Consider the following 13,450-nt stretch of genomic DNA (forward strand, 5'->3'; position numbering starts at 1 on the left):
AGCAGCCCGTGGGGCACGGTCGGCCACTGTCGTGGTCGTGCCACTCAGCTCAGCAGCTGCTGAGCGTGGGTGAACTTGCGGCCGAAGGCGTTCGCCACGTGCTCATTGGTCAGCTGTCCCGCGACGGTGCTGATGCCGCCCGCCAACTCGGGCCGGGACTCGACGGCTCCCCGCAGCCCGCGGTTGGCGATCTCCAGCGCGTACGGCAGCGTGACGTTGGTGAGCGCGTGAGTCGAGGTGTTCGGCACCGCACCAGGCATGTTCGCCACGCAGTAGAACAGGGAGTCGTGCACCCTGAAGACCGGGTCGTCGTGCGTGGTGGGCCGGGAGTCTTCGAAACACCCTCCCTGGTCCACCGAGATGTCCACCAGCACGCTGCCCGGCTTCATCCGCGACACCATCTCGTTGGTGACCAGCTTCGGTGCCTTCGCGCCGGGGATGAGCACCGCGCCGATGACCAGATCGGCCTCGGTGACGGCGCGCTCGAGCTCGTAGCGGTTGGACGTGGTGGTGCGGATCCGCCCTTGGTACATGCGGTCGGCGGCGCGCAGCTTGTCCACGTTCTTGTCGAGCAGCTCCACGTCGGCCCAAGCACCGGCGGCGACCGCGACCGCGTTCATGCCGGCCACGCCCGCGCCGAGCACCGCCACCCGCCCCGGGTGAACGCCGGAGACGCCACCCAACAGCGTGCCTCGGCCGCCGTTGGCCCGCATCAGCGCCTGCGCGCCGACGAACGGCGCCAGCCGTCCGGCGACCTCGCTCATCGGGAACAGCAGCGGCAGCGAACCATCCGGCAATTGGACCGTCTCATAGGCGACACCGGTGATGCCGGAGTAGAGCAGCGCCTGGGTGCATTCCTCGCTGGCCGCCAGATGCAGGTAGGTGAACAACGTCTGGTCCGACCGCATCCGGCCGTACTCCTCGGCGATCGGTTCCTTGACCTTGAGCACGAGCTCGGCCGTCGCCCACACGTCATCGGCGGAGTCCAACATCTTCGCGCCCGCCGCGATGTAGTCCTCGTCGCGGATCGCCGAGCCGGCACCTGCCCCGCGCTCGACGAAGACCTCGTGACCGCACGCGGTGAACTCGTGCACGCCTGCCGGCGTCACCGCCACCCGGTACTCGTGGTTCTTCAGCTCCCGTGGAACACCGATCCTCATCTGACACTCCCGTCAACCCCGTTGTGCTGCTCGCCGCCGGGCGAGCTCGGTGAACAGAGGTTGGGGCCGGCGCTGGCACCGTGAGAAGGACCAGTGCCGCCCACCTCGATGGGTCCAGTTCGAGGTCCCGCCGGCGGAGGCGGTGGCTGGCCCTGCCATTCCCGCCCGTTCTGGCCCTGCCATCCGGCCCCGTCCGGGCTGCATCGTCGGGACCAGACAGGGTGCACCGGCGCCAGGCCGATCCCCCGCAGACCGAAGGAGGAAGCGTGGACACCGCAGAGTTCAGGGACAAGGCTCGTCGACACCTCGGACCGCATTTCACCCGCGGAGCCCAGTGGCGATCCGGCGAGTTGCCCGTGTTCGTGCGCGGCGAAGGGTGCCACCTGTTCGACAGCGACGGACGTCGCTTCCTCGACGGGCTGGCGGGCCTGTTCTGCGTCAACCTCGGGCACAGCCGGAGCGACATCGTGGCCGCGGCGACCAAGCAGATGGGGTTGCTGCCGTATTCGACGAACTGGGGCTCCGCGCACCCGCCGTCGATCGAGGCAGCCTCCCTGATCGCCGAGCTGGCACCGGGCGACCTCAACACGACGTTCTTCGTCAACTCCGGTTCCGAAGCCGTCGAGAGCGCGCTGAAGTTCGTGCGCCAGTACCACCGCAGCAACGGGCAACCGCAACGAACCAAGATCATCAGCCGGCAGATGGCATACCACGGCACCACCATGGGCGCCCTGTCCGTCACCGGCCTGCCGAAGATCCGCGAGCCGTTCGGTCCATTGCTGGACGGCGTCCGGCACGTCCCGAACACGCTCGGGCTCCTCGGCGACTGCGGGCCGGCCGGCGAGTTGGCGCCCGTGCGCGCGATCGAGCAGGTCATCGAGGAGGAAGGCGCGGAGACCATCGCCGCGATCTTCGCCGAGCCGGTGCAGAACGGTCGCGGGGCGCTCGTGCCGCCGGACGGTTACTGGCAGGAACTGCGCAGGATCTGCGACGAGCACGGCATCCTGCTGGTCTCCGACGAGGTGATCTGTTCCTTCGGCCGCATCGGCGACTGGTTCGGCAGCGCCCGGTTCGGCGTCGTCCCCGACCTCATCACCTTCGCCAAGGGATCCACCTCCGGCTACGCTCCGCTGGGCGGAGTGATCATCCGCGAACCCCTGATCGAGCAGCTGTTCGACCGCGCGGGAACCGGGTTTACCCACGGTGCGACGTGGGGCGGACACCCGGTCGCCACGGCGGTCGCCGTCGCGACGATCCGGGCCATGCAGGAAGAATCCGTCTTGTCCAATGTGGAAACCCGAGGCCCTGATCTGCGGGCCGGCCTGGATGCCCTGCAGAGCGGCCACCGTTGCGTCAAGGACGTCCGCGGTACCGGGTACTTCTACGCGATCGAGCTGATGGCGGACCGGGCCTCCGGGCGCGAACTGACCGACGAGGAATCAATCAGGGTGCTCCGGGAGGTCCTGCCGGAATCCTTCCGCCGCACCGGCGTGATCCTGCGCGGCGATGATCGAGGCGCGACCATGATCATGGTTTCCCCTCCGCTGATCGCAGACGGGGAGATCATCGACGAGTTGCTCTTGGGCATCGACGGCATGCTCAGCGACGTCGAGGCGGCCGTGGGCCACTGATCGCTCGAACCGTCAAGCGGCTGGCACCGGCACCCGCCAGCCGCTTGACGTTTGCGCCATTCCCGGACAAAGGACGGGAAAACGGCGGAGCCACTTTCACATCAGACGGCAGCACCGCGCGTCCCGCAACGACTGCAACGACAGGTTGTGATACGTGGTCGGGCCCATGGTAGTTGATCTTGCGTGCTGGCGGAAATGGTGCAGGGGTGGTCGGCAAATTTCGCAGCGTTCACGTCTCGGTTCGCGGGAAGGTTCCCGCGAGACCCGCACCACCACGGCACGCTGCTGTTCGACCTCGCCACCGACCCCGAGCAGCGGCAGCCCATCGTGGACGACGAGATCGAGCTGCGAATGGCGAAGCTGCTGGTCGGGCTGCTGCGCGACACCGAAGCACCCGCCAGCCAGTACGAACGGCTCGGGCTGCCCGTCGACGGACCTGTCGAGAACCAGCACCTCCTGGTGCGGGCACAGCAGAACCAAGCGGAGGCAACGGCCGTAGCGCTGCCCCCCGCTCGACGAGTTCCCGACCGGCCGGCTGTCGGTGCGCACGCCGGTGCAGGAGCTGATGTCCGATCCCGCTGCGGCCGAGGTGATGCGCCGGCACCTGCACCCTCGGGACAGCCCACGGATTCGCAGCGTGGTTCAACAGCCGACGGGACGAGGACGATGAACGCGCCATGCTGGTTGCTTGCCCCGACCACTACCTCATCCGGTCCCCTCGATCCGGAGTCCAAGAGGTGATCGAGGTAACCGGCGGCGCAACCATGGGTTCCCGGTTCGTCATCGACTACGCGGACACCACAGGCATCCCGGTCAGCCGGAATTCCCATTTCCCGGTCGAAACATCCGGCTGGGCTCGCGCGGACGACGGCAACCGCATCGGCGCCGTTCGCCACCAGTTCCGCGACAACGCACAAGGAGGATTCAGCGCGATGCTCCCAGTCGCGTTCCCCGCGACGCTGCCACCCTGGATGATCACAGAACACCGGTGGCACCTGGCGTGCGAGTTCTCCAACTGGGTTTGTGCCTTCGTGGACTCCGCTCCTCAATAGGATCCACAGTCGAACTTCTTCGGCAGGCGGATCAGACACGGGCGAGCCTTCTTCCGTTCCCCAGTGCCGGCCCGGCCGGCCTGCCGCGGGCAGGAGCGCAGAACGGCGCAGCCGAGCGCATCCTGCCGGGACTCGCGTGCCGTTGCGACATGGCTCACCAAGTCGGAAGTGCATTGCTCAGTGGACATCACCGGGGCTCGGAGGATTGGACCTCTCGAAGCCGAGACATATCGTGGCCCACGATCACGGACGAGTTGATCTGCACGTCGCCCGACGTGAAGCAGAAATCGACCCGAGCAGATCAAATTCCACTCGGGTCGAAATAGCTTATTCTTCCACATTCCGTCGATAACTATCTGGATACAAGCGACTTGACCCCCGCGCGATACGGAACAAGTTCAGTTTCACCGGAACGCCTCATTCGGATCGCTTCATCGAGGTGCACCAAGAAAAGCTGAAGCGCCCCAACTATCGGCTGCTCATCCGGGAACGCCAGCTCCCCGTCGCGCTCCATCATCCGCAAGTGTTCCGCCAACGACCGCGGACTCACCTGCAGCCGGAGCGGGGTATCAAGATCGACATCCTGCCAAGACCGAATCTCGACGTAACCTTTAGTCGAGCTTCGCACTTGCTCATCGCTGAGCCTGAACAGGAACTCCTCGAAGACACTCTGGTCATCCGTTCGGTCCAAGTTCATGATGATCCGTCTCTCAGGCGGAACGGCAAGCAGCTCCCTACCTCAACTGATACTGGGAAGGCGAAGGCGTGTAGTTAGCGTGCAACTCCGCTCGGACACTCTCTTACCCCACGGGTCTTCTGGCTCGACGGCTAGCACTCCTCACTGCTGGCAGCGGGGTTTTCGTCTGGCGCTCGACGGTGGAATCCGTCCCCGGTGCGGAGTGTATCCGGCCGGGCGCGGCCATCAGCTCTGGAGCTGGACAGCCTGGTACCGGCCTGAGAACCCAGCCCACGTGGCCGCACACGATCTCCAACCCTACACGGCGAAGATAATCACCAACGTCGTTGCTCACATCCTGCCCGGGTGGTTCTCCACCGTGCTGCCTGAGCAGGCCGGGGAAAGCTTCGCGAAGATGATCCTCGCGGACGTACTCGGTGCGGGGCACCGGACTCGGCCGCGGTAAGCGTGGCCTGTAGCCGTGGCGGCAGCGATACCCGGCACGACCATGAACCCAGTGCGCATCCATCCGACGGTCGCACTCCCCGCACACCACCAGATCAGCCAACTCGTACCTCCGAGTCACACCGTCCCTGGTCGCCCGGACCGCACGGATCCGTTGCACGGCGAGGAACGTGGACTCATCGACCAACGCCGGATGAGACAACTGCTCGGAGACTTCCCACTCCCGCACATCAGGCCTTGGACAAGGCAGAGGCGATCTGGCCGACGAGTACCGCGAACGGCATGTCGAGCGCGGTGTAGACATCAGCGGCCAGGGGATCGGCGTTGTCAGCGAGGATTTCGACGATGGCAGTCGAGTAGTCGATCGGGATCACTCCAGCCTGCTGCATGCGCAGCAGGCCCGCTTCGCGCTTGGTCTGCCAGAAGGTGCCGGAGGCGTCGATCACGGCGTAGGCGTCGAACCCCTCCCCCGTGGCACTGATGGCCGGGAGGGCGAGACACACCTCAGTGGAGATGCCCGTGATGATCAGCTTGTTCCGGCCGGTCGCCCGGATGGCCTCGAGCACGCGCGGGTCGTCCCACGCGTTGACGGTCGAGCGGTCGATGACCTGCACGCCGTCGGGAAGCACCTCGGCGAGCTCGGGAATGACCGGTCCCCACATGCTCTCCGCCGCGGTGGTGGTCACCACCAACGGCAGGCTCAACACCTGGGCCGCTTTGGCCAGGGCCACCACGTTGTGCTTGAGCTCGCCGACCGGGATGTCTCGCACACCGCTGTAGAGACCGACCTGGTGGTCCACCAGCACCACGGCCGCGTTTTCGCGGGTTAGCCGCTCGGTGAACTTGCTCGCAGGCACCGCATCCTCCTGAGATGGTCGGCCTCGGGTGACGAGTGACGCTGCCTTCGCTCAGACCTGGGCCAGGCCTCCGTCTACGAAGAGCTCGGAACCGGTGGTGAAGCTGCTGGCGTCCGTAGCCAGAAAGACCACGGCTGCGGCCACTTCGTCCGGGTCTCCTATCCGGCTGAGGGGCATGCCGTTCAGGAGGGCGTCTCTGAGGTCGGTTGCTTGCGCGGCGTCGGTCACGCCGCCGAAAAGCCCGGAAAACCCGGGAGTCTCGATCGGACCTGGGCTGACCGCGTTCACCCGGATACCGCGACCGGCCAGTTCGGCGGCCCAGGTGCGGGCGAAGTTGCGGATGGCGGCCTTGGTCGCGTTGTAGACGCTCGTGGCCGCGACTCCCTTGGATGCCGCGATGGAACAAGGCAGGATCACCGAGGCACCGTCCGCCAGCAGTGGTAGCGCCTTCTGCACCGTGAACAGCAACCCCTTGACATTGATGCCGAAGAGTCGGTCGAAGTGTTCCTCGGTGATGTCTTCCAGCCGTGCCAACTCGGCCGTACCCGCGTTCGCGAAGAGCACGTCGATCCGGTCGCTGTACTCCCTGACCCGGGCGTAGAGGCGGTCCAGATCCGCCGGTGAAGACACGTCGCTTCGCACCGCGATGGCATGTCCGCCGATGTGCTGCGCATTGATCTCGTTCACCGTCGTGTCCAGCTCGGCCTGACGGCGGCCGGTAACGAACACCGTCGCCCCTTCCGAGGCGAAACGTCGAGCAGTGGCCGCGCCGATCCCCTCAGACCCGCCGGTGACCACGGCGACTTTCCCGTCGAGCCGGCCCATCGGCACCCCTCCTTCTCCCACCCCATGCTCCCCGCGTGGAAACCTGGTCGCCTGGGTCGTTCGTCCCCAAAACATGGGGCATGGCCGAGGCTGGTTCCGTGCTGGTGACCGGCGCGGGCGCGGAATTGGCAACGTGGGCGGAAAGGTCGTGGGACTCCTGCGTGAGCGCGGATTCGCCGTTCGAGCGATGGCATACCACGACGATAACCGCGTCGAGGCCCCACACAGAACTGTCCGCAACCGCGCGTGAAGGAGCCTTCGTGATCTCGAGCCTCGATGCTTCCTGGGGGCGTGGCCAGCGGTCAGGATTTCGGCCTGCGGCGGGGCATCAGTGTGGGGCGGAACGGGATGGCCCGGTCGGCCGACCACGGGGCTGACGGCGCTCGGCACAGCCAGGCCAGGCGCAGCAACACGGCGTCGTAGTTGACGCGCCAGCCGGCGAAGTCGCGCCAGGCCTGGTTCCGGTCCCCGCGCAACGGCACCCCGGCATTCGTCAGGCGCTGGCACACGGCGTCGTATTCCGCTCGGTCGATGGAAATCGGGTCATCCGGATCGGGGTCGGGGGCGTATGGCAAACCGAAGAAGTCACCGATCCGTCGCAACGCGACGTATCCGGAACGGATGCACATCTCAGCAGCGGGTTGACGCGAAATGTCCACTGTCGATTCGATGAGTGCCGCGGTGTCCAGCACCGCACCGGCCGCGGTGACCCACGAACGATCCGGGTGAGGCGAGCGGAAGTACACCAGCCCCGGCGACGAGGTGTGCGTCTCCTCGATGTCGGCGAACCAGCGGGCCCAGTCCCGCCAGAACCAGTCGAGATCGTCCAGACCTCCGATGCGTGCCAACCGCTCCAGCAGCGCGGCCGACCACGCCGGCGTGCCCGCCTGGGTCTCCAAAGCGGTCACCATCACCTCACGCCGCGAGAACGAGCCGTAGATCGAGGGCAGGTACGAGATCAGCAGTGCCAGCAGCCCAAGTCCCAACGCGGCCTCGGAAATCACCAGCACCGCCGTCACCGCATCGACCGGCGCGCTGAACCCCAGGGTCAACAACGACGATCCGCTCTCGAAGAACGCAGCCCACCAGCCCCGAACACCCACCGACCAGAACATCGCGGTGTACCCGGCGAGCACGAGAACCAGCCACACCACGGGCAGCGTCAGCAGCGCCAACGGCGCATACAGCGCCCGCACCCGATCCTGCCTGCGGTAATCACCGCCGCCGGCGAACACGGAAAACACTGCACCCATGCCCAGGAACACCCAACGCGTGATCCGAACCGGCGTGGCCCGCGGCACCACCACGGTCTTCACCGCCGACAACAGAGTCACGACCACGCAGACCGCGCCCACCAGACCCACGAGCACAGCGACGACAACCTCCACGCACCACACCCCTACGGCCGAAAACGTCCTCGGCACACGCACTGCAGCTGTCGCTCGGACCGTCTTGTACCAGCGGTAGAACGAAATGGTGCCGGTGCGCTCCGTTCCTCCTTCCAGGATTACTTGCACGTCCAAGGTGGCTTGCCCTCCCCGGCCCCGCCACCCACTCGACGAACCGTCGCAGAAGATTCAGATATCCGTCGGCGGCAGAATGGGCAACAGCTTGTCGAGGGTGATGGGGAAATCGCGCACGCGTGCCCCGGTGGCGTTGAACACCGCGTTCGCCACCGCTGCACCGGCTCCGCAGATGCCCAGCTCCCCTAGGCCCTTTGCGCCGAGGACGTTGGCCTTGTCGTCGAACCCGTCGAGCACGACGGCGTCGATCTCGGGGACGTCGGCGTGGACGGGCACCAGGTAGTGCGCGAGATCCCGGGTGACGAAGGCGCCGGACCGCGTGTCGACGACGCCCTGTTCCTCCAAAGCGGCTCCCACTCCCCAGATCATGCCGCCGATCAGCTGTGAGCGCGCTGTCTTGGCGTTGAGGACACGACCCACGGAGAACACGCCCAGCATCCGCCGGAGACGGATTTCGGCGGTGTCGACGTCGACGCGGACTTCAGCGAAGTGCGCCCCGCACGTGTGGATCGAGTAGCTGGCGTAGTTCGGATCCTCCATCATCCAGACGGTCGAGCCTTCCGCTTCCACGCCGTCGGGCTGGATGCGCGCGACGATCTCGCTCAGCGCCTCGGACCGGTGACCGATGTGCACGTTGCCACCGGAGAACTGCGCGCCTGCCGGATCCAGGCCGTGCAGCGGCGAGCTCGCGTCGCTGGTAGCCGCGATCAACAGCTTCTCGCGGAGGGCCTCGACCGCGCGGTGCACGGCGGTGCTCGAATTGGCCGCGCCCCACGAGCCTCCGGAACCCACGCTCGCCGGGAACTCGGAACGCCCGAGCTCCACGCGTACGCGCTCGAGCGGCAGCCCGAGCTCGTCGGCCGCTACCTGGCTGAGGATCGTGTAGGTACCGGTGCCGATGTCGGTCATGTCCGACTGGACGACCGCGGTCCCGTCCACGTTCAGTCGGACGCGCGCCGTAGCCGGTCCCTGGAAGTGCCCGCGAATGGCGGCGGACACGCCGTAGCCGACCAGCCATCGCCCCTCCCGCAGGCTTGCCGGCTTTGCCGGGCGGCGCTCCCAGTCGAACCTGCGGGCTCCTTCGCGCAGGCAGTCGACGAGGTGCCGGTCGCTGAACGGCACGCCACGCTCCGGGTCGCGTTCGGGCTCGTTGCGGATCCGCAGCTCGACCGGATCCATTCCGACCGCGTCGGCCAGCTCGTCCATCGCCGACTCGACCGCCAGCAGGCCTGGCGCCTCGCCCGGTGCTCGGACGTCTTCTCCCCGCGGCAGGTCCAGTGGCACCAGCCGGGTGCGTGTCAACCGGTGGGGCGCGGCGTAGAGGCTGCGAGTCGTGGTGGCGGTCGGCTCGGCGTACTCGATGTGCCGGTTCGTGTGCATCGTGACTTCGTGGCCGAGCGCGACCAGCCGCCCGTCCTGATCAGCGCCGAGGCGAACCCGCTGGCTCGATGTGGGGCGCAGGCCGGTGAGGTGGAAGGTCTGCTGCCGGGTCTGCGCGACCTTGACCGGCTGGCGCAGCGCGCGGGCGGCGAAGGCCGCGAGCATCGCTTCGGCATGAACGCGCAGCTTGGAGCCGAAACCGCCGCCGACGTACGGGGTGACGATGTGGATCCGTTCTCCGGCGGCCTGGAGCGTGGCGGCGATCGAGGCACGAGCCGCATCGACGATCTGGGTGGCGACGTAGACGGTCAGATCGTCGCCCTCTGGGACCGCGAGGCACGCGGGCGGTTCCATCGCCTGCGAGAGCTCGTACGGTGTCGTGTAACGCTGGTCGACTTTGATCGCGGCGGCGTCGAACCCGGCCTCGAAGTCGCCTATCGCGGTATCGGGGCGCAGACCCGCGATGAGCTGTTCCGGCGCGTATTCCTGATCCTGGTGAGCGGTGAAGTCGTAATGTCCCGGCTCCGCTGCGTATTCGACGTCGACGAGGTGGGCCGCCGCGCGTGCCTGCTCGAAGGTCGTGGCGACGACGAGTGCCACGGGCTCGCCGTAGTGGTGGATGTCGGGACTGCTCAGCGTCGGGAGGGCGCGCCAGTACTCGAAGGGAATGGATTCATCGCGGGCACCTTGCGGCGGGGCATCGAGATGGGTCATCACCATGTGCACTCCGGGCGCGCGCTCAGCCGGGGAGGTGTCGATCCGCGTGACGCGCCCCTTGCCGATCGTCGCGCCGACGATGTACCCGTAGAGCGGTTGGCCGGCGTCCCACTGCTCGTACGCGTAGGGGGCTCGGCCCCCGACCTTCAGCGGACCGTCGACGCGGTTGGGGGATCGCCCGATCATCACGGCCTCCTCAACTCGCCTCAGTCGCTTGCAAAAGCGTGCTGCAGAGCGTGCGTTTGGCAAGCTCGATCTTGAAGTCGTTGTCGCCCTGCCCCGCGGCACCCCGCATGGCCGCCTCGGCGGCGACGCGATACGTGGACATGGTGGCGGGTTCGCCCAGCAGCGCGGCCTCCGCCTCGACGGAACGCCAGGGCTTGTGCGCTACGCCGCCGAACACAACCCGAGCTGCATTGATCGTTCCCCCATCAGTCGAGACGATGACCGCCACGGAGACCAGCGCGAACTCGTATGAGGCGCGGTCGCGCACCTTGCGGTAGAGCTGCCGGCCCTGCGGGGGCGGGGGCAGGACCACTCCGGTGATCATCTCGCCCGGCCGCAAAACGGTCTCGATGTGCGGCGTATCGCCCGGTAGGAGGTGGAAGTCGGCGATGGTGACGCGGCGTGCAGACCCTTCGGCGCCGAGCAGCTCGATCTGCGCCTCCAGCGCCGCCATCGCGACGGCCATGTCGGAAGGGTGAGTAGCGATGCAGGCGTCGCTGGCGCCGAGGATCGCGTGTATGCGGTTGTACCCGCCGATCGCCGAGCAGCCGGAACCGGGATCCCGCTTGTTGCACCCTGCCGCCGTGTCGTAGAAGTACGGGCATCGAGTGCGCTGCAGGATGTTGCCGCCGACGGACGCCTTGTTGCGCAACTGCCCCGAAGCACCCGCGACCAGTGCCTGGCACAGGACCGGGTACCGGTCGCGCACTCGGGTGTCCGCAGCGACGTCGGAATTCGACGCCTGGGCGCCGATGCGCAATCCGCCGTCAGGCAACTCCTCGATGTCCTTCAAGGGCAGACGGCTGATGTCCACCAGGTGGCTCGGGTGTTCGACGTCGAGCTTCATCAGATCGAGCAGGTTCGTGCCGCCGCTGATGAACTTCGCGCCGGGCCGGGACGCTGCGGCGACCGCGGCGCGCGCGTCCGTCGCCCGCTCGTAGGTGAAAGGCCTCATTGCAGGCCTCCCTCGGCGACATCGCGGATAGCGGCCACGATGTTCGGATAGGCGGCGCACCGGCAGATGTTGCCGCTCATCCGCTCGCGGATCTCCTCGTCGGTCAACGCGATCTGCGGGGATGCCACATCATCGGTGGCGTGGCTGGGCCAACCCGCCCTCACCTCGGTGAGCATGCCGACAGCCGAACAGATCTGGCCCGGCATGCAATAGCCGCACTGGAAGCCGTCGCGCTCGACGAAGGCGGCTTGCACGGGGTGCAGGGCTTCGGGCGAGCCCAGACCTTCGATCGTCACGATCTCGTCGCCTTCGTGCATCACTGCGAGTGCCAGGCAGGAGTTGATGCGCAGACCGTTGACCAGCACCGTACAGGCGCCGCACTGCCCGTGGTCACAACCCTTCTTCGTCCCGGCCAAGCGCAGGTGTTCGCGCAGCGCATCCAGCAGCGACGTACGCGGATCCACCTCGAGGCGCTGCGCACGGCCGTTGACGTCCAACGTGATCGTCGAGAGCGGGGATGCCTCGTGCCCTCGCTCCACAGCGGTCGATGTGACGCCGACCGAGTCGGAAGACGACCGGTGGACGTCGGTACCTGACTCACCCATCACAGCCCTTCCTCTCGCGCCCGAACGTCTGCGAGGACATGCTCACTCGGCTACCCGCCGTCAGAATCGCCTGAACTTGTCCGCAGCGGCCGAGACAGGGACTTAAGTCCGTTGGGACCGGGTTTCGTGATCGTCAGCCCAGCGGTTGGTCATTTCAGGAAGGCGAGTAGCCGGTTCAGCACGTCCCTGGGTTGTTCCTCGGCGATCCAGTGGCCGGAATCGGCGATGACCGCGCTGGTGACGTCAGAGGCGACGCGGCGGGCATGTTCTCCGACCAGTTCGCCGAGCAGGTACTGCCCGCCGAGAGCCAGCACTGGCATCGGCAAGGGGCCGTGCTGGCGGTAGCGTTCGACGTCGACGATATCGGTGGGGAAGGCTCGGAAGTATTCGAAACTGGCGCGCAACCGCGCCGGGTCGCGCAGTGCCTGGGCGTAGACCTCGATGTCTTGGGAGGAGATCGATTCGGGGTGGTGGGCGATCAGGTCCACGAAGTTCCGGATCCAGGGGGTTTCCTTGCCGCTGATCACCGACTCGGGCAGCCCGTTGGTTACCGAGAAGAACCCGAAGTTCCACAAGCCCGGCCCCTGTGCGGTGAGTGCGGGCGAGCCGTACATGAAATCCGTCATCGGCAACGGCGCTTCACTGAGTACCAGCCGGAAAACGCTCCGCGGATGCTGGGCGGCGTAGGCGTAGGCCACCATGGTGCCGATGTCGTGGCCGACCAGCCGGACGTCCTCGGCTATACCGAGATGCTCGAGAACGCCGTGTGCGTCAGCCGCCAGAGTGGTCTTGTCATAGCCCTCCGCGGGGGCCTGGGACTGGCCCGCCCCACGTAGATCCAGCGCGACGACCGTGAAGTGCTCGGCGAGCCCAGGTGCGATAGCTCGCCACTCGTACCAGTTCTGCGGATAGCCGTGCAGCAGCATCACCACCGGCCCCGAACCCCCACGCACGTAGTGCAACCGCAGCCCGCGGATCGTGGCGAATTCCGATGTGAAACCGATCGGCGCACCGGCCTGGGTCATCACGAACACCCCCGCAGCTGAGCCGCGATGCGGCCCGTGGCCGCGAGCGGTCGCAGAACCAGACTCCCACCCCGCCCCGACCGACACCCGGGTCTTTCGTTCTTTGCTGGCCACCAAAGCCAGCGCAACCGTTGCTCGTGCACGCGTTCAGCACCGGAGACCCGAGAATCCCTCTCCAGATGTCAGCTGCCCGATGTTCGAACGGGCCGCGATGGGTGACCCAATGCCCTGGAGAGCCGGGCCGGCCTGGTGGAGCGTGGGGTGGTGTTGAGACATCCGGACGTGCGCGGGAAGCGACGAGCTGGCAACGCTGCCCGCGCCGTCCCACGAACGGTGCCAGAACTGGTGGCGCCA

At 67.0% G+C, this 13,450-nt stretch carries 12 protein-coding genes; 2 read left to right on the forward strand and 10 right to left on the reverse strand.

Features of this window, described 5'->3' with window-relative positions; all coding sequences use genetic code 11:
* Positions 1-44: 44 nt before the first annotated feature.
* On the reverse strand, positions 45-1,160 hold the full coding sequence (gene ald / locus OU415_RS09600; protein ID WP_270948263.1) for an alanine dehydrogenase: 1,116 nt from the start codon (positions 1,158-1,160) through the stop codon (positions 45-47).
* 266 nt (positions 1,161-1,426) lie between these two features.
* Between ald and OU415_RS09605 the strand changes: the two genes are divergently transcribed.
* Positions 1,427-2,791, forward strand: a complete 1,365-nt coding sequence (locus OU415_RS09605) for an aspartate aminotransferase family protein (protein WP_270948264.1) — start codon at positions 1,427-1,429, stop codon at positions 2,789-2,791.
* 96 nt (positions 2,792-2,887) lie between these two features.
* On the opposite strand, the gene OU415_RS09610 is transcribed toward OU415_RS09605, so the two are convergent.
* Positions 2,888-3,340, reverse strand: a complete 453-nt coding sequence (locus OU415_RS09610; RefSeq protein ID WP_270948265.1) for a hypothetical protein — start codon at positions 3,338-3,340, stop codon at positions 2,888-2,890.
* A 188-nt stretch (positions 3,341-3,528) separates the two neighbouring features.
* Between OU415_RS09610 and OU415_RS09615 the strand changes: the two genes are divergently transcribed.
* A complete protein-coding gene (locus OU415_RS09615; protein WP_270948266.1) occupies positions 3,529-3,843 on the forward strand; it encodes a hypothetical protein in 315 nt (104 codons plus the stop codon).
* Between the two features lie 800 nt (positions 3,844-4,643).
* Here the strand turns inward: OU415_RS09615 and OU415_RS38315 are convergent.
* The 8 genes from OU415_RS38315 to OU415_RS09650 form a co-directional block, all read right to left on the reverse strand.
* On the reverse strand, positions 4,644-5,288 hold the full coding sequence (locus OU415_RS38315) for a recombinase zinc beta ribbon domain-containing protein (protein ID WP_408641826.1): 645 nt from the start codon (positions 5,286-5,288) through the stop codon (positions 4,644-4,646).
* The gene (locus tag OU415_RS09620) at positions 5,215-5,841 is read right to left on the reverse strand and encodes an isochorismatase family protein (RefSeq protein ID WP_270948267.1); all 627 of its coding nucleotides are present in this window, start codon (positions 5,839-5,841) and stop codon (positions 5,215-5,217) included. The genes OU415_RS38315 and OU415_RS09620 overlap by 74 nt, the downstream gene beginning before the upstream one ends.
* 51 nt (positions 5,842-5,892) lie before the next feature.
* Positions 5,893-6,666, reverse strand: a complete 774-nt coding sequence (locus OU415_RS09625) for a glucose 1-dehydrogenase (RefSeq protein WP_270948268.1) — start codon at positions 6,664-6,666, stop codon at positions 5,893-5,895.
* Between the two features lie 302 nt (positions 6,667-6,968).
* Complete coding sequence (locus tag OU415_RS09630; protein WP_270948269.1) at positions 6,969-8,054, reverse strand: hypothetical protein; 1,086 nt, start codon at positions 8,052-8,054, stop codon at positions 6,969-6,971.
* Positions 8,055-8,243: 189 nt separating this feature from the next.
* Positions 8,244-10,472, reverse strand: a complete 2,229-nt coding sequence (locus OU415_RS09635) for a xanthine dehydrogenase family protein molybdopterin-binding subunit (RefSeq protein WP_270948270.1) — start codon at positions 10,470-10,472, stop codon at positions 8,244-8,246.
* Between the two features lie 10 nt (positions 10,473-10,482).
* Positions 10,483-11,466 (reverse strand): FAD binding domain-containing protein, encoded by a 984-nt coding sequence (locus OU415_RS09640; RefSeq protein WP_270948271.1) that lies wholly within the window; start codon positions 11,464-11,466, stop codon positions 10,483-10,485.
* Positions 11,463-12,071, reverse strand: coding sequence for a 2Fe-2S iron-sulfur cluster-binding protein (locus tag OU415_RS09645; RefSeq protein ID WP_270948319.1), 609 nt, complete (start codon positions 12,069-12,071; stop codon positions 11,463-11,465). Before OU415_RS09645 ends, OU415_RS09640 begins: the two co-directional genes overlap by 4 nt.
* A 149-nt stretch (positions 12,072-12,220) precedes the next feature.
* Positions 12,221-13,096 carry an alpha/beta fold hydrolase gene (locus OU415_RS09650; protein WP_270948272.1) on the reverse strand — a complete coding sequence of 292 codons (876 nt, stop codon included), beginning with the start codon at positions 13,094-13,096 and terminating at the stop codon, positions 12,221-12,223.
* Positions 13,097-13,450 lie beyond the last annotated feature (354 nt).

Source organism: Saccharopolyspora oryzae, from assembly GCF_027853915.1.
GTDB lineage: Bacteria > Actinomycetota > Actinomycetes > Mycobacteriales > Pseudonocardiaceae > Saccharopolyspora > Saccharopolyspora oryzae.

Coding starts and splice junctions, on each gene's coding strand:
- OU415_RS09650 (WP_270948272.1), bottom strand. CDS start 13,096: ATGACCCAGGCCGGTGCGCCGATCGGTTTCACATCGGAATTCGCCACG.
- ald (WP_270948263.1), bottom strand. CDS start 1,160: ATGAGGATCGGTGTTCCACGGGAGCTGAAGAACCACGAGTACCGGGTG.
- OU415_RS09625 (WP_270948268.1), bottom strand. CDS start 6,666: ATGGGCCGGCTCGACGGGAAAGTCGCCGTGGTCACCGGCGGGTCTGAG.
- OU415_RS09645 (WP_270948319.1), bottom strand. CDS start 12,071: ATGGGTGAGTCAGGTACCGACGTCCACCGGTCGTCTTCCGACTCGGTC.
- OU415_RS09635 (WP_270948270.1), bottom strand. CDS start 10,472: ATGATCGGGCGATCCCCCAACCGCGTCGACGGTCCGCTGAAGGTCGGG.
- OU415_RS38315 (WP_408641826.1), bottom strand. CDS start 5,288: ATGTCTACACCGCGCTCGACATGCCGTTCGCGGTACTCGTCGGCCAGA.
- OU415_RS09640 (WP_270948271.1), bottom strand. CDS start 11,466: ATGAGGCCTTTCACCTACGAGCGGGCGACGGACGCGCGCGCCGCGGTC.